The sequence below is a fragment of the Sphingobium sp. AntQ-1 genome (assembly GCF_028538045.1).
Lineage (GTDB): Bacteria > Pseudomonadota > Alphaproteobacteria > Sphingomonadales > Sphingomonadaceae > Sphingobium > Sphingobium cupriresistens.
In genome coordinates this window covers 200,269-221,132 of the sequence record NZ_CP117158.1, presented here as the reverse complement: position 1 = coordinate 221,132, position 20,864 = coordinate 200,269, and the positions used below count along the sequence as shown (strand labels likewise).

The following is a 20,864-nucleotide window of genomic DNA, read 5'->3' as shown; positions in this document are numbered from 1 at the left end:
AGTGGAGGATGGCAAGGCTTGACAGCGTGCAGACCCGGTGGATTGCGCACCGATAGGGGAGACGGCTGTTGTGATCGCACGCCGGCTGCGTTAGCCATCTGGCCGACGTAGCCGTGGAAACAATATGAGCAGAAACGCCTATCATCCAGACCGCCGCACCCTGCTGCGCACCGCCGCCGTCGGCCTCGCCACATCGCTGATAAGCCCGCGCCTCTTTGCGCAGGATAAGGCGGGCGAAGCGCTCAAATCCCTGACCGGCGGTGTTGCGCCGATCGGCAAGGCCGAGCGCGCGGACCGTCTTGCTCGCGCGCAGAAGATGATGCAGGCGGCCGGCATCGACGCCCTGCTGGTCGAGCCGGGCGCCAGCCTCATCTATTATAGCGGCATCCGTTGGCGCCGGTCGGAACGTCTGACTGCGCTGGTCATCCCGGCCAGCGGTACGCCTTTGGTCGTCTGTCCCTTTTTCGAGAAACCCTCTATCGACGAATCGCTCTCCGTCCGCGCGGAGGTTCGCGTCTGGCAGGAGCACGAAAGCCCCTATGCGCCGATCGCCGATTACCTGACCGTGAAGGGACTGGCCAAGGGGCGCATTGGCATCGAGGAAACGGTCCGCTATTTCGCGGTCGATGGTGTCAAGGCTGCGCTGCCCGCCGCGACGTTGGTGAAAGACCCTGTCACCCGCGCCATCCGTATGCGCAAGACGGAGGCCGAGGTCGCACTGATGCAGACCGCCGCTGACGTCACCATGGCCGCCTATCGCTGGACCTGGCCGCAGGTGAAGGCCGGCATGACCCCCGCCGACATCGGCGCGCTGATGAGCGCCGCGACGAAGCAACTGGGCGGGCAGGTGGAATTCAACCTCGTCCTGCTCGGTGAAGCGGCCGCCTATCCGCATGGATCGGGCAAGCCGCAGACGGTCCGCTCAGGGGAGGTGGTGCTGATGGATTGCGGCTGCACGGTCGAGGATTATCAGTCCGACATCAGCCGCACTTTCGTCTATGGCGCGGCCCCCAGTGCCCAGCAGCGCAAGGTCTGGAACGACGTGTCGGAGGGGCAGACGATGGCCTTCGCGGCGGCGAAGCTCGGCGTTCCGGCGGGATCGGTCGATGACGCAGTGCGCGGTTGGTATGAGACACAGGGCTACGGCCCCGACTACGCGCTCCCCGGCTTGTCCCACCGCACCGGCCATGGCATCGGCATGGAAGGGCATGAGCCGGTCAACCTCGTCCACGGCGAAACCACGAAGCTGGACATCGGCATGTGCTTCTCCAACGAGCCGGGCCTGTATCTGCCGGGGGTGATGGGCGTGCGGATGGAGGATTGCTTCCACATGACGGCCCAGGGACCGGCGTGGTTTTCGAGGCCGCCTGTGTCGATCGAGCAGCCGATTGGATAGGGACGTAGCGCCGAACCGTCGATACTGGTGGGAAGCATTTGGGCAAAAGTCGCCACGCGCACCCGTTTGCGGCGATGTAGAGCATCGCGTTCAAAAACCTCGCGCATGTCTGCCGATCGAGGTCGACCTCCACGCCTTGCCGGAGGCGCAAATGGCGCTGCCAGCCCCCACCCCGCATCTCTCGTATCCGATGGATATCGCAATCCCGCCCGGCTATGCTCTCGCCGGGCAATACCAGTCCATGCCACCATTCACTCCATCTCTTCGCAACGAGGCGTGAGCCGAATGTCAACGTAGCCAATCACAACATACTAATATTATTCAGAAATTTTCGGATCGGGCTGTTAGCCTTTGATTAGGATGGTGGATTATGCAGGAAGAAGTCCCGTCGTTTCATTCAAAATATGGCGGTCTATGGATTGATCGATCGGACTGGCAGCAAGAGATACAGGCGCGAGGGTTGAACCTGCAACAAAAGGCGCAGGTCGAGAAATTCGCGTCCGACGGCTATATTATTTTGGAGGGTGCGGCTTCGCACGAACTCGTCGATGCTTTTCAGCAACGCATCGAGACGTCCTTTCGCGATGGCAACTCTGATATCATTTATCAAAGTCACCGGGATTATATCACCAAGCGTCTGGATCATCCCGCCGATCGCATGGGCGGACGCGTCCTGGATGCATTTGTTGCGCTGCCGCAGGCGCTTGATTTATTTCATGTTCCCGCATTGTTCGATTTTCTTCGTTTGATATTCGACGCTGATCCGCTGTTGTTCCAGAGCCTGAGTTTCGATCAGGGTTCGCAGCAGGGTCTGCATCAGGACACAGCCTATGTCGTCGTGCAGCAGCCTCTGCAACTGGCTGCCTGCTGGATCGCGCTGGAAGACGTTCAACCGGGGTCGGGTGAACTATTCTATGCGCCTGGTTCGCATCGCTTGCCAGACTGGAATTTCGGCGGCGATCGAAAACATTGGAGCATGGCTGAAGATGGCCAGGAAACGCACAATCTTTGGGGCGCGCATCTGGTAGAGAACGCGCAGAAAAGTGCCAAGGGCGTTGAATGTTTTCTGGCCAAAAAAGGCGATATTCTGGTCTGGCATGCGGATCTTGCACATGGTGGTTCGGCGATCACCAACCCGCAATTGACGCGGCAAAGCTTGGTCGGACATTTTTGTCCGCAGACGACCGAACCCTATTTCTTCTCTACTCACCCGCATCTGGCGAAGGTGCGCTTCCATAAAGGGCTGGGTTATTGCAGCCAGCACTATAATTTTGCCGAAATGGACGCCGCAAATGTTGGCGGCGACAATGAAAGTGTAGAGGGTGATGACCCGTCGACCATGTCGGGAGATGTCGCCGGTTCGGTTAATCGGGAACCGCCAGCTCCTGTCCCGGCCGATGCTTTGAGCTGGAAGCGTCGTCTTGCCAGGGGCTTTAGGCGGCGTGGACAAATTTGAGCCAGTATCTGGCGGTGGCGAGATGGACCATGCCGAGGAAGCTATTGGCCAGTTGGTCGTAGCGGGTTGCGATGGCACGGTTGATTTTGAGGTGCCCGAACATACGCTCGATGCGGTTGCGCTGCTTGTAGAGCGTTCGGTCATGCTCGATCTTCACCCTGCGGTTTGAGCGGCCCGGAATTACGGGCTCTATCTGCCGTTTGGCGAGGTCGGCACGGATTGCGTCGGCATCGTAGCCCTTGTCGGCCAACAGTGCATCAGGTGCGCGTTCTGGCAGGCCGATCAAGGCATCATATGCCTTGCAATCCGCCACTTCACCGCCCGTCAGGATGAAGGCGAGTGGTCGTCCGAGGGCATCAGCCAAGCAGTGAAGCTTACTTGTGAACCCGCCCCGCGAGCGGCCAAGAGCGCGTCGATGAGTCCCCCTTTTCCGCCCGCTGCCGAGACGTGGGCGCGAACGGTGGTGCTGTCGATGCTGTAGTGGCCGCTGTCCGCCATGATCTCGGCCAGCGTCACGGCGACCGCCTCCCAGACCCCGGCCTCGCTCCACCGCCGGAATCGTCGATAGATGGTGTTCCAACTGCCATATTTAGGCGGCACGTCACGCCACGGAGCGCCGCAACGAAGTCGCCAGAGGATGCCATTGATGATGGAGCGGTTCTGTTCGGGCGGCCTGCCTCGACCACGGTTTTCAGGCTCGATGGGCAACAAGGCCTTCAGAACGCGCCATTCTGATTCAGTGAGATCGCCCCTGCTCAAGCCTGCCTCCAAAAAGCAGCCTTGAATCAATCCGCCTGCGCTACGTCAATCGTCTTCGCTGATGGCCGACACCTACAGCGCGGGATCGATAGCAAACCGGACCGGTAGGCGATAAGCTATTTATATGGGAACGCTGAAACTCGAAGATCGCACTGCGGAATACCAGTGGGCAACCGACGTAAACTTCGACGGCATACGTCTGGAGGTGCTCTCAAGCGACGGAACTACACTCTTCGACATCAGCATACCGGATGACGGTCACATCACCGTCAACACCTTCGGCAAGGAAGTTGCCGCAAACCTGATCGAGGCCGCAGTCGAGATCGCCCGTCAGCCGCGATAAGCTCACGCCCGCCAATTTGTCCACGCCGCCTAGGCAGTTGGTGGGTGGAAGGGCAAGAGGAGGCTAGGTCGCAAAACTGTTGGCGGGGCGATGAAATCCCCCGCTTGTGCGGCGGGCCGCTTCCCACTAAATCGCCCCCATGACCTCGACCAACGACATTCGCCGCTCTTTCCTCGACTATTTCGGGGCCAACGGCCACACCATCGTTCCGTCCGCGCCGCTGGTGCCGCACAACGACCCGACCTTGATGTTTGTCAATGCGGGCATGGTGCCGTTCAAAAATGTCTTCACGGGCCTTGAAACCCGCCCCTACAAGACCGCGACGTCCAGCCAGAAGTCGGTCCGCGCAGGCGGCAAGCATAACGACCTCGACAATGTCGGCTACACCGCGCGCCATCACACCTTCTTCGAAATGCTGGGCAATTTCAGCTTCGGCGACTATTTCAAGGAACAGGCGATCACCCACGCCTGGACCCTGCTGACCAAGGAATGGGGCCTGCCCGCGGACAGACTGACCGCGACCGTCTATCACACGGACGACGAGGCGTTCGACCTGTGGAAGAAGATCGCCGGCCTGCCCGACCATCGCATCATCCGCATCCCGACAAAGGATAATTTCTGGGCGATGGGTGACAGCGGCCCCTGTGGTCCCTGCTCGGAAATCTTCTACGACCATGGCGACCATATCTGGGGCGGCCCTCCCGGTTCGCCGGAGGAAGATGGCGACCGCTTCGTCGAGATATGGAACCTCGTCTTCATGCAATATGAGCAGGAAGCCAACGAGATCGTCAGCGAACTGCCCAAGCCGTCGATCGACACCGGCATGGGTCTGGAGCGCATCGCCGCCGTCATGCAGGGCGTGCACAACAATTACGATACGGACACGTTCAAGGCGCTGATCGCGGAGTCCGGCGCGATCACCCGCACCGCGACGGATGGCGAATTTCAGGCCAGCCACCGCGTCATCGCCGATCATCTCCGCTCGACCAGCTTCCTGATCGCGGACGGCGTGCTGCCCGCCAATGAAGGCCGCGGCTATGTCCTGCGCCGCATCATGCGCCGCGCCATGCGCCATGCGCACATCATCGGCGCGAAAGACCCGCTCATGTATCGCCTCGTCTCCAGCCTCGTGTCGGAAATGGGCGGCGCCTATCCCGAACTGGTCCGCGCCCAGCCGCTGATCGAGGAAACCCTGCTGCGCGAGGAAACCCGTTTCCGCAAGACGCTGGAAAACGGCCTGCGCCTGCTCGATGAAGCGACCACCGGCCTTGCCGAAGGCGCGACGTTGCCGGGCGAAACCGCGTTCAAGCTCTACGACACCTACGGCTTCCCCTATGACCTGACCGAGGATGCCCTCCGCACTCAGGGGCTTTTGGTCGATCGCGCCGGCTTCGACGCCGCGATGGCGGAGCAGAAGGCCGCCGCCCGCGCCGCCTGGAAGGGCTCCGGGGAAAAGGCGTCGGACGAAATCTGGTACGACATCGCCGAAACTTTCGGCACGTCCGAGTTCGTCGGCTACGCCTCCACCCAGGGCGAAGGCGAAGTGCAGGCCATCGTCAAGGACGGCGTGCGCGTGGATAGCGCCACCGTCGGCGACACTGTCGCGATCATCACCAACCAGACGCCCTTCTATGGCGAAAGCGGAGGCCAGAATGGCGACGCGGGCACGATCGCCTCGCTTGGCGGTCTGTCCGCCGAAGTGGCCGACACGTCCAAGCCCTTGGGCCGCCTCCACGCCCATCAGGCGACGATCAACGCGGGCAGCGTCAAGGTGGGCGACACCGTCCAGTTGACCGTCGATGTCGAACGCCGCGACCGCATCCGTGCCAACCATAGCGCCACCCATTTGCTGCACGCAGCCCTGCGCAAGGAACTGGGCGGCCATGTGACGCAGAAGGGCAGCATGGTCGCGGCCGAGCGCCTGCGCTTCGATTTCTCGCATCCCGAAGCCCTGACCCATGCGCAGATTGCGAAGGTCGAAGCGGATGTGAACGCGCAGATCCGTCATAATGAGGAGGTCACGACCCGCCTCATGACGCCCGACGACGCGATCGGCGCGGGCGCGATGGCGCTGTTCGGCGAAAAATATGGCGATGAAGTCCGCGTCCTTTCCATGGGCAAGGGGGACGAGCATCATTATTCGGTCGAACTGTGCGGCGGCACCCATGTCCGCGCGACCGGCGACATCGCCCTGTTCAAGATCGTGTCGGAAAGCGCCGTGTCCAGCGGCGTCCGCCGGATAGAGGCGCTGACCGGCGAGGCCGCGCGCCTGTGGCTGGTCGATCGCGACGACAAGCTGCGCCAGTCGGCCGCCGCGCTCAAGACGTCGCCCGAAGATGTGCTGGCCCGCATCACCGCGCTGGTCGAACAGAGCCGAAAGCTGGAACGCGACCTCGCCGAAGCGAAGAAGGCGTTGGCCCTTGGCGGCGGATCGGGCGCAGCCCCGGCCGGTCCCGAACAGGTCGGTGCTGTCAGCTTCCTGGGCCAGGTCATCGACGGCCTCGATCCCAAGGAACTGCGCGGCATCGTGGACGGCAACAAGAAGGCTTTGGGTAGCGGCGTATCCGCAATCGTCGCAGTCGTCGAAGGCCGCGCCACCATCGCGGTCGGCGTGACCGACGATCTGACCGCCAGCATCAGCGCGGTCGATCTCGTCCGCGTCGGCGTCGAAGCGCTGGGCGGCAAGGGCGGCGGCGGCCGTCCCGATATGGCACAGGGCGGCGGCCCGGATGGGGACAAGGCGGCGGCGGCGATCGATGCGGTCAAGGCGGCGCTGGCCAAAGTTCCGGCCTGATCCGGGGCCGGTGGCGACTTTATCCCAATTCGTCATCCCAATGACGTCGTACATCAAATGAAGGGTGAGGCCGCCGAATATCATGGCCTCATGCTCTTGAATTATTTGCCGGTCCGCTTTTTTCTGTCATTGTCCTGACCTGTCGCATGAACCCTGCCTGGGTTTGTGTCTGGGGGGGGAATTATTGTGGTTGCCATCATCTTGAGCGCATCGATCGTCGCCGCGATCGGGCTGCAAGCCGCGCCGTCCGTATCGACCGTCGATCTGTTCTGCCGTGGGCGGGGCGATCGCTTCGTCACCACCCAGATTAAGGTGCGACAGTCCGACGGCACGATGAAGAATCAGTCCAACAGCCGTCGCGTGCCCTTTGACGACGCCATTCGGATCAAGGTCGCGGGCGATAGCGGCGAAGCGCTGATCCCCGACGCGATGTTGGGTGACGATGACCAGCGCGGCTGGCACGAAATCAAGAAGCTGGAAGTGACGCCGTCGATGATCGCCGGCAAAGTCTATTTCGGTTGGTTGTTCAGTCCGGTCATGTCGCTCAACCGTGAAACCGGCACCCTGCGCATCACCGGCTCGCTGGCGAATTTCTCCGGCAGTTGCACGCCTTATACCGGCCAGTCCATGGCGCGGGTGCCCCGCGCTGCGTCGGCGCGGGTGGCCGGTAGTGCCCCCATGCCCGCCGGCGGGGATGCCCGCGCCAGCGCCCGCGCCGCGGCAGAGCGGGCCGGGAGCCGCGATGCGGCGCGCAGCGCGGCGGTCAAGGCTGACCTCGCCTTCCGCCTGTTCAACGCCAGCAGCGAATCGATCGTCGAATTCGCCATGATGGGCGCTTCGGGCACGCCCAGCGCCAACTGGTTCCGCACCAGCGGGCCGCTCGCCGCCAATCTGTTCCGCCAGATGAATTTCTCCACTGGCACGACCTGCACCCACACCGTTCGCGTCACCTTCGCCGGCGGTGGCCGCACGACGCGGCCGATCAATTTTTGCGGCAAGAATATCCTTTATGTCAGCAATGATGATATCTGGATCGAATGACGATCGCTAAGGGCTGACCGGCGCGCAACGCCCGCAGGCGCTGCGGCTGGACTGGGGACAAGCATGAAGCCGGCGCTTTCGACCATCATCGCAGATATCGTCGCACAGATGGGTGAAGCGACCGATCGTGGCAAGGTCGCTGACTATATTCCCGAACTGGCCAAGGTCGATCCCGCCCGATTTGCGATCGCCATCGCCACTGCGGATGGCGATTTGCTGACGGGCGGCGACGCCGACACCGGCTTTTCGATCCAGTCGGTGTCTAAGGTGTTCGCCCTGACCCTGGCGCTGGGCAAGGTCGGCGACCAGCTCTGGGAACGGGTCGGGCGGGAACCGTCTGGCAACGCCTTCAACTCCATCGTCCAGTTGGAACGGGAGCAGGGCATCCCGCGCAATCCCTTCATCAACGCCGGCGCCATCGTCGTGTCCGACGTCAATCTGGGCGGGCACCAGCCGCGCGTCGCCATCGGCGAGATGCTGCGCTTCGTGCGTTATCTCAGCGGCGACGACAGCGTCGCCATCAATGAGGATGTCGCGGCGTCCGAAACCGCCACCGGCTATCGCAACATGGCGCTCGCCAATTATATGCGCGCCTTCTCCAATGTCCGCCATCCTGTCGATCTGGTGCTCGGCAGCTATGTCCACCAATGCGCGATCGAGATGAGCTGTCGTCAACTGGCGCTGGCGGGCCGTTATCTGATGCTCGACGGCCGACACCCGGACGGGGGCAGGGTGGTTTCGCCCAGCCGCGCGCGGCGCATCAACGCGCTGATGCTGACCTGCGGCCACTATGACGCATCAGGCGACTTCGCCTTCCGCGTCGGCATCCCAGGAAAATCGGGCGTGGGCGGCGGTATTCTGGCCATCGTGCCGGGCCGCGCATCGATCGCGGTCTGGTCGCCGGGCCTGAACGAAAACGGCAATAGCTGCCTTGGCACCCAGGCGCTGGAACTCTTGGCGCGGCGCACCGGCTGGTCGGTCTTCAGCCCGCCGGAGGAGGGGGATTAGCCCACCTCGTCCGGTCGCAGCCGCCGCAGCTTGGGCGCGGTTTCCATCTGCGCCGCTTCCTTGATGCCGACGCGCAGATCCTCGCGCGTCTGGTGGATCGATGCGATCACCGGCCCCATGGCGACGCCCAGGTCAACCAGCGCCGTCTCGGCCAGTTGCAGCGAACTCTCCAGCGTTTCGGGCACCGCGTCGCTCGCCCCGGCCTTGTAGAGTTGTGCGGCATGATCGGTGTCGCGCGCGCGCGCGATGATCGGCAGGTCGGGCACCCATCCGCGCACTCGCTTGGTGACGCGGACCGACAGGACCGGATCGTCCATCGTCAGGATCAGCGCGCGGGCATGGCCCAGCCGCAGCCTGTCGAGCATCTCCACCCGCGCCACGTCGCCGAACAGGATCGGATAGCCCAGCCGCCGCGCCTCCGCGACCACATCGGGGTCGGATTCGACCACGACGAAACGCTGCTTGTGCGCCTTGAGCAAGTCGCACACCATGCGGCCCACACGGCCGAAGCCGATGACGACCGCCGCCGCCTCGACATGATCCTCGGTCGCCTCGATCCGCTCCTCGCCGATCGCCATTTCCAGCCGCCGGGCGACGTCATGACCGATGCGCGCCAGCAGCGGCGTGATGGTCAGGCCGATGGCGGTCACGATCTGCCAGAAGGCGGCGGTGGACGGCAGGATCAATTGCGCCGCCGCGGCCGTCGACAACACGATCAGCGTGGTTTCCGACGGGCTGGACATCAGCACCCCGACCTCCAGCGCCACGCCCTTGCGCACGCCGGACAGATAGAGCAGCGCCGATGTCACCACCGTCTTGGCCAGCACCACGCCCATCACGGCGAGCAGCAGGCTGGGCCAGTTGGCCAGGATGACGCGGATGTCCAGGCTCATGCCCACGGTAATCAGGAACACGCCCAGCGCCAGGCCCTTGAAGGGGGCGGTCATCACCTCGACTTCGCTATGATAGTCGGTTTCGGCGATCAATATGCCGGCGAGCAGCGCGCCGACGATCGGGGAGAGGCCCGCTATCGAGGTGGCGAGGCTGGAGACGATCACGACCAGCAGACTGGCCGCCAGGAACACCTCCGGGCTTTTCGTCCGCGCCGCCTGGCTGAAGATATGGGGCAGGACCAACCGGCCCAGCACCAACATCACTGCGATGGTGATGCCGCCCTTCATCAGCGTATTGGCCATCTCGCTCCATGCGCCGTCGGGGCTGGCGGCCACGGATGGGGCGAGCGCGCCCAGCATGAAGATGATCGGGACCAACGCCAGATCTTCAAACAGCAGCATGGAGAAGGCCGCGCGACCGACCGCGCTCTGCGTACCGACCATCGGCAGCACGACCGCCGTGGACGACAGCGCCAGCGCCAGGCCCAGGCCGATCGCGCCGGCGGTCGGCTGTCCCAGCAGATAGAGGCCGGTCGCGATCAAAAGCGCCCCGCCGATCAGTTCGGTCGCGCCTACGCCGAACACTTGCGCGCGCATCGTCCATAATCGCCGGAAACTCAGTTCCAGGCCGATCGAGAAAAGCAATAATATGACGCCCAGTTCGGCGAAAGGCTCGATCGCCTCGCCGTCCGAGATGGTGACATGGTAGAGCCAGGGATATTGGCTGACCAGCGATCCCAGCCCCGCCGGACCGACCGCCAGGCCGACCAGGATGAACCCGATGACAGGGCTGATGCGCAATCGCGCGAAGCCGGGGATGACGAGCCCCGCCGCCCCCAGGATGACGAGAGAGTCGCTGAAACTATTGGGATTGATCGCACCGGCCATGCCGCCATCCTTACGGGTGCGGGCCGCAATATCCAGTCTTTTGGTTGAAAAAACCGATTATCGAGGATGGTGCGGACGGCGGGACTTGAACCCGCATTTCCAGGGGAAGGCGGATTTTAAGTCCGCTGCGTCTACCGATTTCGCCACGTCCGCCCATAATGCCGTTGGACAGCGTCTCCCCTGACGGCTGGCGCGCGGCAGGTCAAGCCATGGATCGACACGATGGATGGACTCAGACGTCGTCCTTGCCGTTCAACCGTTCGCGCATTTCCTTGCCCGGCTTGAAATAGGGCACCCGCTTGGCGGATACCGGCACCTGTTCCCCGGTGCGCGGGTTGCGCCCGGTGCGCGCGTCGCGTGCGCGCGTGGTGAAAGCACCGAATCCGCGCAATTCCACGCGGCCGCCGGTGGAAAGCCGGTCGACAATTTCCCTGAAGAAGAGATCGACGATCTTTTCCACTTCCGGCAGGCTGAGCCCCGGATTTTCCTCGGCCAGCTTCTGGATCAGTTCCGAACGGATCATTGGTTCTCCAGCGCCCCTCTGCCGTGCCCCATGTCCTGCATAGAGGTTCCGCAAGGCGTTGACAATCGGGCAACATCAAGATCGTTACGTTTCCAAAAGGACGATGGCACCATGGACATGAAAAAGCCCGCCGGACATGGGTCCGGCGGGCTTTTCATTTGTCGAAGGACAGGAAGGCTTAGCCTTCGCTCTTCGCCTTGAGCGCTTCGCCCAGGATGTCGCCCAGCGACGCGCCGCTGTCGGACGAACCATATTGTGCGACTGCCTGCTTCTCTTCGGCGATCTGCATCGCCTTGACCGAGAAGGTCGGCTTCTTGGCGCGGTCGAAACCGGTCACCATGGCGTCGAACTTCTGGCCGATCTGGAAGCGTTCCGAACGCTGCTCGTCGCGGTCGCGACCCAGGTCGCTGCGCTTGATGAAGCCGGCTGCGCCGTCTTCGCCAGCCTGGACTTCCAGGCCGCCGTCGCGGACTTCCAGAACGGTCACGGTGACGATCGCGTTCTTGTTGAGGCCGGCAGCCGCAGCAGCGGTGCCGCCAGCGGCCGGGCCGCCACGCTCAAGCTGCTTCATGCCCAGGCTGATGCGCTCCTTCTCGACGTCGATGTCGAGAACGACGGCCGAAACGGCCTCACCCTTGCGGTGCAGCGCCAGCGCGTCTTCGCCCGAAATGCCCCAGGCGATGTCGGACATGTGGACCATGCCGTCGACGTCGCCGTCCAGGCCGATGAACAGGCCGAACTCGGTCGCATTCTTGACTTCGCCCTCGACGGTCGAACCGATCGGGTGACGTTCGGCGAAGCTGTCCCACGGATTGCTCTGGGCCTGCTTGAGGCCAAGGCTGATGCGGCGCTTTTCGGGATCGACTTCCAGAACCAGAACTTCGACTTCCTGGCTGGTCGACACGATCTTGCCGGGGTGGACGTTCTTCTTGGTCCAGGACATTTCGCTGACATGGACCAGGCCTTCGATGCCCGGCTCCAGTTCGACGAACGCGCCATATTCGGTGATGTTCGTGACCCGGCCCGACAGCTTGGCGCCGATCGGATATTTGGCGGCGGCGCCTTCCCACGGATCACTCTCCAACTGCTTCATGCCGAGCGAGATGCGCTGCGTGTCGCGGTTGATGCGGATGATCTGCACGCGAACGGTGTCGCCGATGTTGATCATCTCATTGGGGTGGTTGATGCGCTTGTACGACAGGTCGGTGACGTGCAGCAGGCCGTCGATGCCGCCCAGGTCAACGAACGCACCATAGTCGGTGATGTTCTTGACGACGCCTTCGATGATCTGGCCTTCGGCCAGGGTCTGGATCAGGCCGCTGCGCTGTTCAGCGCGGGTTTCTTCCAGGATGGCGCGACGCGACACGACGATGTTGCCGCGGCGGCGATCCATCTTGAGGATCTGGAAAGGCTGCGGAATGTCCATCAGCGGGGTGACGTCGCGCACCGGGCGGATGTCGACCTGCGAACCGGGCAGGAACGCCACGGCGCCGTCCAGGTCGACGGTGAAGCCGCCCTTGACGCGGCCGAAGATGACGCCTTCGACGCGCGCGCTTTCGGTGAACTCGGCTTCCAGCTTGTCCCAGGCGGCTTCGCGGCGGGCGCGGTCACGCGACAGCATGGCTTCGCCATGGGCGTTTTCGACGCGGTCGACATAGACTTCGACTTCGTCGCCGACCTTCAGGTCAGCCTTCTGGCCTGGCGCTGCGAATTCGCGCAGCGGCACGCGGCCTTCGGACTTCAGACCTACGTCGATGACGGCCAGGTCGTTTTCGATGGCGGTAACGGTGCCCTTGACGACGCGGCCTTCAAAGCCGCCGTCTTCACCACCGAGAGAATCATTGAGAAGCGCGGCGAAATCGTCGCGCGTGGGAAATGCCGTAGAGGCCATGGTTAGTCCTTCACTCGTCATTGCTGGCCAACCGGTTGTATCCGATGGTCTTTGGCCAAAACATGTTCAGAACCGAATATTCTGAACATATCCCGCGCGTTAGAGGATTGTGAACGCGCTGCCTTGAAAAGCGAAAAGGGCGCCCGGAACAACCGCGCGCCTTGACGGGTCAACTTCTGGAGCGACCTTCAAGCTGGGCGTCCACAAGCGCAATCGCCCGCTGGACGGCCGCGTCTATAGTCAAATCGCTCGTATCTAGCAAGTCTGCGCCTTGTGCGACTTTAAGTGGGGCATGGTCGCGGCTCATGTCGCGCGTGTCGCGGGCCTGGATGTCGGCGATCAGGCTATCCATGTCCGGGTGCCCGCCCTGGCTGAGCGCGTCCTTGAACCGGCGTTCTGCACGCACATGGACGCTGGCCGTCACGAAGATCTTGGCGTCGGCGTCGGGCGCGATCACCGTGCCGATATCGCGCCCGTCCAGGATGGCGCCGCCCGGTTGGGTGGCGAAATCGCGCTGCCGCTGGACCAGCGCGTCGCGCACGCTCTGATGCACGGACACGCGCGAGGCGAGGGAGCCGACCGCTTCGCTCCGCAACGCAGGATCGGCCAGAATCGCATCATCGAATCCGGCCGCAGCCAGCGCATCCGTCTCCTGATCGGGATCGCCGCCGGCTTTCAGCACCGACAGGCCGACCGCGCGATACAGCAGGCCGGTGTCCAGCACCGGCAACCCATAATGGCGGCCCAGCGCTTTGGCGATGGTGCCCTTGCCCGATGCAGCGGGTCCGTCGACGGCGATGATCATGGCTGTTTCTTCCTCAGCGCGTTGCCCAGTCCGAGCAGCGCGATCGCCGCCCAGACCACTTCGAGCGCCATCGACGCCAGATTGAAATGCACCGTCAACGACCAGATAAGCAGCAGCGCGCCTGCCAGGTTCATCAGGTTGAAAATGACGAAATTCAGGGTGCGCGCCATATTGCTATAGGCATAGGCGACGACCATCAGCGCGCTGCCGATCAGCCCGACGACGTTAGCCAGATCGAATGTCATGCGATTACTCCCAATTGCCTGAGCAGCGGCACGAAGGTCGGGAAGCTGGTCGCCACCGGCCGCATGTCGTCGATGGTGACGCCATCCTTCGACACGAGGCCCGCGACCGCGAAGCTCATCGCGATGCGATGGTCCAGCCGGGTCGCGATCGGTCCGCCGCCGGTCAGCATCGCGCCGCCGCTGCCTTCGATGACGATGCCGTCCTCAAGTTCCTCGACGCGCACGCCGATCGCGCGCAGCCCCTGCGCCATCGTGGCGATGCGGTCCGATTCCTTGACTCGCAGTTCCTCCAGCCCGCGGAAGACGCTGCGCCCTTCCGCCAGGGCGGCGGCGATGAAAGCGACCGGATATTCGTCGATCATGCTGGGCGCGCGCGCCGGGTCCGGCTCCACGCCTTTGAGCGTCGATGCGGTGACGATCAGGTCGCCGACCGGCTCGCCGCCGACTTCGCGCGCATTGATGATCTCGATCGATCCGCCCATTTCGCGCAGCAGGTCGATAAGGCCGGCGCGCGTCGCATTGAGGCCCACATTGGCGATCGTCACCCGCGATCCCGGCGCCAGCAAAGCGGCGACCATCGGGAAGGCGGCGGAGGAGGGGTCGCCCGGCACGACGATCTGCTGCGGCTGCAATTCCGCCTCGCCGACCAGGGTGATGATCCGCGTGCCGTCCGCTTCTACCTCGACGTTCAGGTCCGCGCCGAAACCCTTGAGCATCCGTTCGCTATGGTCGCGGGTCGGGATCGGCTCGACGACGCGGGTGATGCCCGGCGTGTTGAGGCCGGCCAGCAGGATCGCCGACTTGACCTGCGCCGAAGCTACGGGCAGCCGATAGTCCAGAGGGACGGCAGGGCAGGCCCCCTTCATCGTCAGCGGCAGGCGGTCGCCGGGGCCGGACGTGAAGCTCGCCCCCATGCGCGACAATGGCCCGGTCACGCGCGCCATAGGGCGCTTGCTGAGCGATGCGTCGCCCACGAAGGTCGCGGTCAGGTCATGGCTGGCCAGTAGCCCCATCAACAGGCGCGTGGAGGTGCCGCTATTGCCCATGTCCAGCGCCGTCTCCGGCTGGAGCAACCCGCCAACGCCCACGCCATGGATATGCCAGACGCCATCGGCATCACGCTCGATGGTCGCGCCCATCGCCCGCATCGCGGCGGCGGTGGCCAGCACATCTTCGCCTTCCAGCAGCCCTTCGACCCGGCTATGCCCGATCGCCAGCGCCGACAGCATCAGCGATCGGTGGGAAATGCTCTTGTCGCCCGGCACGGTCACGCTGCCCGCCAGCGGCGGCGCGGCGGCGAAGGTCATCGGGGTGGGCTGGTCGTCTATATGGGTCACGGGGTATCCATTATCCTGGAACCGAAAAAATGCGCCCGGCTTTTGACAGCGCGATCCTGCTATGGCAAGGCGCGCCACGTTTCGCGGGCAACAAGCGTTGTGCCGTGTGAGTATCTGTTAGAGCATCGAATAAAGGAACAGGCCGGACATGGTGAAGGCTGAATGGGGCACGAAGCGGACTTGCCCGAAATGCGCGACTCGCTTCTACGACCTGGGCAAGGATGATCCGGTAACCTGCATCAATTGCGGCAGCGCCTGGGAACCTGAGCCTGTGCTGAAGTCGAAGCAGCCGCTGCCTTATGAGGAAGCGGCGCCCAAGAAGGTGATCGAGACCGCCGACGGCGAGCTGGAAACGGCCGACGACGATCTGGACATCGACGTCGATGACGACGGCGATTCGCCGGACAATGATGTCGATCTGGGCGGCGACGATGATCTGGGCGTCGATGCCGCGACCGATGACGATAGCGACGACAATTAACTGAAATTTGTTCTTGCCAATGGGATTGCCGCCACCTAATGGCAGCGACCTCCAAGGTGCCGGACCCAACGGCGCTTCATTGGTGACGGGGCCTTAGCTCAGCTGGGAGAGCGCCTGCATGGCATGCAGGAGGTCAGCGGTTCGATCCCGCTAGGCTCCACCAATTTTTCGGAACAGGAAAATGCCCATGGGGACATTTTCCCGAAAAATGCCTGAGCGCAAGTGAGGGGCGTCCATCCTCCGGGAGGCGCAGCCGACTTGCCAGGAAATATAGACGGCCGACGGCATTGCCGGACATGGTCTGACCATATGATTGCGGCCCGGCCGCGCATGATGGGGCCTTAGCTCAGCTGGGAGAGCGCCTGCATGGCATGCAGGAGGTCAGCGGTTCGATCCCGCTAGGCTCCACCAATTTTTCGGAACATGACAATGTCCGGGGACATTTTCCCGAAAAATGCCTGAGCGCAAGCGAGGGGCGTCCCCTCATTCCTATATCCCGATGTTGCTCGTTCATTGCGCGCGAGACTCGTCAAGGCGGATTTTTCCTGCCATCGCTGCGACATGAAGGACGAATTGGCCATCCAGGCCGCCGAACAGGGCGACGACGACGCGATTCGCGCCATCCTGACGCAGCTATGCGATGTGACGCATATGGGCTTTGCGGCGGTGGCGCGCGTGACCGAGGATCGCTGGATCGCCTGCCAGGTGCTCGACAAGATCGCCTTCGGTCTGGAGCCTGGCGCGGAACTGGATATGCAGATGACGATCTGCAAGGAAATCCGCCAGACCGAAAATTATGTGGTCATCGACCATGTCGATGCCGATATCGCGTGGCAGAAGCATCCCGTCCCGATCTTCTACGGCTTCAAAAGCTATGTGTCCTTCCCGGTCATCCTGGCGGACGGCAGCTTCTACGGCACGCTCTGCGCGATCGATCCCATGCCGCGCCTGATCAGCGATCCCGCGACGGTCGCGGTCATCGAAGGCTTCGCGCGCGACGTCAGCGCCCTCCTGTCCGCCAGCATCCTGGCGCACCCGACGAGGTCCGCCACGACAGACGTCCATCGCCCTCAGGCGGGCTGAACGAAGCTGTCCATCACGCGCTTGCGCCCGGCCGTCTCGAAATCGATCTCCAACTTGTTGCCCTCGATCTCCGCGACGGTGCCGTAACCGAATTTCTGGTGAAATATGCGCAGGCCCACGCGCATGTCGTCGCGACCCTTGTTGCCCAGAGATACGGCGGATGACCGCGCCTCCACGATCCGCACCGGCTCCCGGCTGAATTGGCCGCTCGTCTGCGCGCGCTGCCAGCCCGGACCCCGACCGCTGCCCCGCGCGACATTGGCGAAGGGGTCGTCGCGTTCCGACCAGTTGGCGCGCCATAGCGACGCGCCGCCGCTCATGCTGCTTTCCGATTCGACATGTTCGGGCGGCAATTCGCCCACGAAGCGCGACGGGATGCTGCTGGTCCACTGGCCATAGATGCGGCGATTGGCGGCATGGATGATGGTGCAGCGCTTGCGTGCGCGCGTGATCGCGACATAGGCGAGCCGCCGTTCCTCCTCCAGACTGTTGAGCCCGCCTTCGTCCAGCGCCCGCTGCGACGGGAAGACGCCTTCCTCCCACCCCACCAGGAATGTGGTGTCATATTCCAGCCCCTTGGCGGCATGGATGGTCATGATCGTGATCTTGGCGGACTCCGCCTGCGCCTCATTGTCCATGACGAGGCTGACATGCTCCAGAAACGCGCCCAGCGTCTCATATTCCTCCATCGCACGGGCCAGTTCGGACAGATTTTCCAGCCGCCCGGCGCTCTCGGTCGTACGTTCGGCCTGTAGCATCGCGGTGTAGCCGCTCTCGTCCAATATCTGCCGCGCCAGTTCGGCATGGGGCAATTGCGTCGCCCGGTCGCGCCAGCGCGCCAGATCGCCGATGAAACTGCCCAGCGATCGCCGCGCCTGCGGGGTCAGTTCGTCGGTGTCGAGGATGCGCGCGGCCGCCAGCGCCAGTGGTATGCCCTCCGCCCGCGCCAGTCGGTGCAATTTCTCCACCGCCTTGTCGCCCAGCCCGCGCTTGGGCACATTGACGATCCGCTCGAACGCCAGGTCGTCGGCGGGCTGGTTGACCAGCCGCAAATAGGCCAGCGCATCGCGGATTTCGGCCCGCTCGTAGAAACGGAAGCCGCCGACAATGCGATAGGGCAGGCCGATCTGGATGAAGCGATCTTCGAACTCGCGAGTCTGGTGCTGGGCGCGGACCAGGATCGCGACCTCGTCCAGCGATCCGCCGCTCCGCTGGACCGCTTCGATCTCGTCGCCGACCCGCCGCGCTTCCTCCGGCCCGTCCCACACGCCGATGACCTGCACCTTTTCGCCCACGTCGATGTCGGTCCACAGCGTCTTGCCGAGGCGATTGCCATTTTCGGCGATCACCCCGGACGCCGCGCCCAATATGTGCGGCGTGGAGCGATAATTCTGCTCCAGCCGGATGATCGTCGCGCCCGGAAAATCCTTTTCGAACCGCAGGATATTGGCGACTTCCGCGCCGCGCCATGAATAGATGGACTGGTCGTCGTCGCCCACGCAGCACAGATTTTTGCGCGTCTGCGCCAGCAGCCGCAGCCACAGATACTGGCTGCTATTGGTGTCCTGATATTCGTCCACCATGATATAGCGGAACCGCTCCTGATATTGCGCCAGCACGTCGCGATGCTTCTTCAATATCGTCAGAACATGCAGCAGCAAGTCACCGAAATCACAGGCATTCACTTGACGTAAGCGCGCCTGATAATCGGCATAGAGCTTCTGCCCCTTGCCATGGGCATAGCTTTCCGCCTCGCCCGCGCCGACATCCTCCGGGGTCCAGCCCTTATTCTTCCACTGGTCGATCAGCCCGGCCAGTTGCCGCGCCGGCCAGCGCTTTTCATCGACGCCCTCGGCCTGGATGAGTTGCTTGAGCAGCCGCAACTGATCGTCGGTATCGAGGATGGTGAAATTGGATTGCAGCCCGACCAGTTCGGCATGACGGCGCAGCATTTTCGCCGCGATCGCATGGAAAGTGCCTAGCCAGGGCATCCCCTCCACCGCATCGCCGATCATCCGCCCGACGCGCGCCCGCATCTCGCGCGCGGCCTTGTTGGTGAAGGTCACGGCCAGGATCTCGGACGGCCAGGCCCGCCGCGTGCCGATCAGATGCGCCAGCCGGGCGGTCAGCGCCGCCGTCTTGCCGGTGCCCGCACCCGCCAGCACCAGCACCGGCCCCTCGGTCGTCAGCACAGCCTCCCGCTGGGGCGGATTGAGCCCGTCGAGATAGGGCGGATCATTGGGGGAGGGGGCAGGGACTGTCATGGCTGGACAACTAGGCATGGGGTGGATCGGGGGCAAGGGGCGCGCCTCTTGCGGTGACTGGGCTTCTATGAGAACAAAAGGCGAATCATGCAAGGGAGCAAGCGGATGGTGACGGGACGATGCCAATGTGGGGCGATACGCTATGAAGCGACCGGCGAACCGGCCTATAGCGCCATCTGCCATTGCAGCGACTGCCGCGCCAGTGCCGGCGCGCCGATGGTGGGCTGGGCGCTGTTCCCGCAAGACGCCGTGACGATCATCGGCGATCCCGTCCGCTACCAGTCGTCCGACAATGCGACCCGGCATTTCTGCGGCACATGCGGCACTGGTCTGTTCTATACCAATCCGGTCATCTTCCCCGGCGCGATCGACATCCAGAGTGCTACGCTGGACGATGCCGCGGCGCTGCCGCCGGAGGGGCATGTCCAGATGGCCGACGCCGTGCCATGGATGGCGACGGCGCACGAACTGCCGAAATATGATCGCTATCCCGACGGTCCCTAACCCCCCCGTTCGGTTCATCTGGCCGCGCCTGGGCCACATTTGGTCGCGGCTGCGGAACGGGGATGTCCCAAAGCCGGTTCTTCGGCTGTCCGTCTCAGAAGCGGGCGACCTGCGGGTCGAAGAATATAGGAAAGGATGATCCCGATGAAATCCATCATGCTGGCCGGCGTCGCGATGCTGAGCTTCACCACTTTGGGCGGCATAGCCGTCGCGCAGGACACGCCAGCGCCAAGCAGCCAACCGCCCGGTGACGCCATGACGCCAGCGCCCGCCGATGCGCCCGCACCCGCCGATCCGACGGCCACGCCGCCGTCCGCCCCCGCCGAGCCCGCAGCCCCCGCGACGCCCGGCGATCCGGGCATGTCGACCCCGCCCGCGCCTGCCGCGCCGGCCAGCCCCGCCATGCCTGCGACCCCGCCTCAAAGCGATCCCAATGCCGGCCAGCCGACAGGCGCGGTCCCGGCGGACCCCGGCATGGTCCCCGCGCCCGCGGGCGTGCCCAATAACCCGGCCGCCCCAGTCGGCTCCTCCGCCAATCCGGTGACGGTCGGCGGCAACATGACGCCGCCGCCGACAGAGGCGAAGGACTATCCGCGCTGCTCTCGCACGGTCCAGGACAGTTGCGTCAATCCGGGCGAGGCCGGGAAGATGCGCAAGCGTCGCTGACCGCCGGCGTCGGCGCGGGCAGGGCGGCGATCAACTCCGCCAGCCCGCCCCGATCGCGCGCCGCATCGGCCAGGCTATAGCGATCGAGCACGGCCATGAACGCGCCGGTGGCCTCCGCCAATATGGCGGTCAGGCCACAAGCCCGGCGGATCGCGCAGTTTGCGCAGTCCGCCATTTTCATGTCCGGCTCGCTATGCCGGACCACCGCACCGATGCTCATGGCTTCCGGTGCGTCCGCCAGGGCGAAGCCGCCGCCCCGTCCGCGCTGGGTGGCGATGAAACCGCCCTGCGCCAGGTGATGCACCACCTTCATCAGATGGTTGCGCGACAATCCATAGGCGTCGGCGATCTCCGGAATCGTCGCCCGTCCCGTCGGCGCGACGGCGAGGTGGATCAGCACGCGCAGCGCATAGTCGGTGTGACGGGTCAATTGCATGGCGTCATCCGATACCGGCGCGGGGTCGCGCTTCAAACATATATTCTATTT

Annotated in this window: 19 protein-coding genes, 3 tRNA genes and 1 pseudogene; 12 read left to right on the top strand and 11 right to left on the bottom strand. The window is 63.8% G+C overall.

Annotated features, from left to right (window positions below):
• Positions 1 to 124: 124 nt before the first annotated feature.
• Positions 125 to 1,396 carry a M24 family metallopeptidase gene (locus sphantq_RS01105; protein ID WP_272799360.1) on the top strand — a complete coding sequence of 424 codons (1,272 nt, stop codon included), beginning with the start codon at positions 125 to 127 and terminating at the stop codon, positions 1,394 to 1,396.
• Between the two features lie 4 nt (positions 1,397 to 1,400).
• Here sphantq_RS01105 and sphantq_RS01100 read toward each other — a convergent pair.
• Positions 1,401 to 1,647, bottom strand: a pseudogene (locus sphantq_RS01100) (transposase); the annotation flags it as partial.
• Between the two features lie 119 nt (positions 1,648 to 1,766).
• On the opposite strand from sphantq_RS01100, the gene sphantq_RS01095 reads away from it, so the two are divergent.
• Entirely contained in the window at positions 1,767 to 2,852 is a 1,086-nt protein-coding gene (locus sphantq_RS01095) for a phytanoyl-CoA dioxygenase family protein (protein WP_272799359.1), read from the top strand.
• Here the strand turns inward: sphantq_RS01095 and sphantq_RS01090 are convergent.
• Positions 2,830 to 3,611, bottom strand: a protein-coding gene (locus sphantq_RS01090) for an IS5 family transposase (protein WP_272799347.1) whose coding sequence is annotated in 2 segments (ribosomal slippage) — positions 2,830 to 3,287 and positions 3,287 to 3,611 — 783 coding nt in all. Because the reading frame shifts where the segments join, the coding sequence is not laid out codon by codon here. The genes sphantq_RS01095 and sphantq_RS01090 overlap by 23 nt on opposite strands.
• Positions 3,612 to 3,735: 124 nt before the next feature.
• Here sphantq_RS01090 and sphantq_RS01085 point away from each other — a divergent pair.
• The 4 genes from sphantq_RS01085 to sphantq_RS01070 all read left to right on the top strand — a co-directional run bounded on the left by sphantq_RS01085 (position 3,736) and on the right by sphantq_RS01070 (position 8,797).
• On the top strand, positions 3,736 to 3,954 hold the full coding sequence (locus sphantq_RS01085; RefSeq protein ID WP_066602573.1) for a hypothetical protein: 219 nt from the start codon (positions 3,736 to 3,738) through the stop codon (positions 3,952 to 3,954).
• Positions 3,955 to 4,093: 139 nt separating this feature from the next.
• The gene (alaS, locus tag sphantq_RS01080; RefSeq protein WP_272799358.1) at positions 4,094 to 6,748 is read left to right on the top strand and encodes an alanine--tRNA ligase; all 2,655 of its coding nucleotides are present in this window, start codon (positions 4,094 to 4,096) and stop codon (positions 6,746 to 6,748) included.
• A gap of 186 nt (positions 6,749 to 6,934) precedes the next feature.
• Positions 6,935 to 7,789: a hypothetical protein gene (locus sphantq_RS01075; RefSeq protein ID WP_066602953.1), complete on the top strand. Its 855-nt coding sequence runs from the start codon at positions 6,935 to 6,937 to the stop codon at positions 7,787 to 7,789.
• Between the two features lie 63 nt (positions 7,790 to 7,852).
• Entirely contained in the window at positions 7,853 to 8,797 is a 945-nt protein-coding gene (locus tag sphantq_RS01070; protein WP_422932403.1) for a glutaminase, read from the top strand.
• Here sphantq_RS01070 and sphantq_RS01065 read toward each other — a convergent pair.
• The 7 genes from sphantq_RS01065 to aroA form a co-directional block, all read right to left on the bottom strand.
• On the bottom strand, positions 8,794 to 10,578 hold the full coding sequence (locus sphantq_RS01065; RefSeq protein ID WP_066602949.1) for a cation:proton antiporter domain-containing protein: 1,785 nt from the start codon (positions 10,576 to 10,578) through the stop codon (positions 8,794 to 8,796). The two genes, sphantq_RS01070 and sphantq_RS01065, sit on opposite strands and share 4 nt — an antisense overlap.
• 67 nt (positions 10,579 to 10,645) lie before the next feature.
• Positions 10,646 to 10,731: transfer RNA gene (locus sphantq_RS01060), tRNA-Leu, on the bottom strand.
• A 79-nt stretch (positions 10,732 to 10,810) separates the two neighbouring features.
• Positions 10,811 to 11,101, bottom strand: a complete 291-nt coding sequence (locus sphantq_RS01055) for an integration host factor subunit beta (protein ID WP_066602948.1) — start codon at positions 11,099 to 11,101, stop codon at positions 10,811 to 10,813.
• A 178-nt stretch (positions 11,102 to 11,279) separates the two neighbouring features.
• Positions 11,280 to 12,992, bottom strand: coding sequence for a 30S ribosomal protein S1 (gene rpsA / locus sphantq_RS01050; RefSeq protein ID WP_066602946.1), 1,713 nt, complete (start codon positions 12,990 to 12,992; stop codon positions 11,280 to 11,282).
• A gap of 169 nt (positions 12,993 to 13,161) precedes the next feature.
• Positions 13,162 to 13,797 carry a (d)CMP kinase gene (gene cmk, locus sphantq_RS01045; RefSeq protein WP_066602944.1) on the bottom strand — a complete coding sequence of 212 codons (636 nt, stop codon included), beginning with the start codon at positions 13,795 to 13,797 and terminating at the stop codon, positions 13,162 to 13,164.
• Positions 13,794 to 14,042: a CBU_0592 family membrane protein gene (locus sphantq_RS01040; RefSeq protein WP_066602941.1), complete on the bottom strand. Its 249-nt coding sequence runs from the start codon at positions 14,040 to 14,042 to the stop codon at positions 13,794 to 13,796. Before sphantq_RS01040 ends, cmk begins: the two co-directional genes overlap by 4 nt.
• Positions 14,039 to 15,379: a 3-phosphoshikimate 1-carboxyvinyltransferase gene (gene aroA / locus sphantq_RS01035; protein WP_422932402.1), complete on the bottom strand. Its 1,341-nt coding sequence runs from the start codon at positions 15,377 to 15,379 to the stop codon at positions 14,039 to 14,041. Before aroA ends, sphantq_RS01040 begins: the two co-directional genes overlap by 4 nt.
• 148 nt (positions 15,380 to 15,527) lie before the next feature.
• Between aroA and sphantq_RS01030 the strand changes: the two genes are divergently transcribed.
• The 4 genes from sphantq_RS01030 to sphantq_RS01015 all read left to right on the top strand — a co-directional run bounded on the left by sphantq_RS01030 (position 15,528) and on the right by sphantq_RS01015 (position 16,943).
• A complete protein-coding gene (locus tag sphantq_RS01030) occupies positions 15,528 to 15,860 on the top strand; it encodes a TIGR02300 family protein (RefSeq protein WP_272799357.1) in 333 nt (110 codons plus the stop codon).
• An 87-nt stretch (positions 15,861 to 15,947) separates the two neighbouring features.
• Positions 15,948 to 16,023 (top strand) — tRNA-Ala (locus sphantq_RS01025).
• Positions 16,024 to 16,195: 172 nt separating this feature from the next.
• A tRNA-Ala gene (locus sphantq_RS01020) sits at positions 16,196 to 16,271 on the top strand.
• Positions 16,272 to 16,421: 150 nt separating this feature from the next.
• Positions 16,422 to 16,943 carry a GAF domain-containing protein gene (locus sphantq_RS01015; RefSeq protein WP_129927007.1) on the top strand — a complete coding sequence of 174 codons (522 nt, stop codon included), beginning with the start codon at positions 16,422 to 16,424 and terminating at the stop codon, positions 16,941 to 16,943.
• Here sphantq_RS01015 and sphantq_RS01010 read toward each other — a convergent pair.
• On the bottom strand, positions 16,931 to 19,207 hold the full coding sequence (locus tag sphantq_RS01010) for an ATP-dependent helicase (RefSeq protein WP_066602930.1): 2,277 nt from the start codon (positions 19,205 to 19,207) through the stop codon (positions 16,931 to 16,933). The genes sphantq_RS01015 and sphantq_RS01010 overlap by 13 nt on opposite strands.
• A gap of 105 nt (positions 19,208 to 19,312) precedes the next feature.
• Here sphantq_RS01010 and sphantq_RS01005 point away from each other — a divergent pair, with 105 nt between their 5' ends.
• Together sphantq_RS01005 and sphantq_RS01000 are read left to right on the top strand one after the other, a co-directional pair.
• Positions 19,313 to 19,711 (top strand): GFA family protein, encoded by a 399-nt coding sequence (locus sphantq_RS01005; RefSeq protein ID WP_066602926.1) that lies wholly within the window; start codon positions 19,313 to 19,315, stop codon positions 19,709 to 19,711.
• A 144-nt stretch (positions 19,712 to 19,855) separates the two neighbouring features.
• Positions 19,856 to 20,377: a Fe-S oxidoreductase gene (locus sphantq_RS01000; protein ID WP_272799356.1), complete on the top strand. Its 522-nt coding sequence runs from the start codon at positions 19,856 to 19,858 to the stop codon at positions 20,375 to 20,377.
• Here the strand turns inward: sphantq_RS01000 and sphantq_RS00995 are convergent.
• Positions 20,337 to 20,813: an RrF2 family transcriptional regulator gene (locus tag sphantq_RS00995; RefSeq protein WP_272800273.1), complete on the bottom strand. Its 477-nt coding sequence runs from the start codon at positions 20,811 to 20,813 to the stop codon at positions 20,337 to 20,339. The two genes, sphantq_RS01000 and sphantq_RS00995, sit on opposite strands and share 41 nt — an antisense overlap.
• Positions 20,814 to 20,864: the final 51 nt, after the last annotated feature.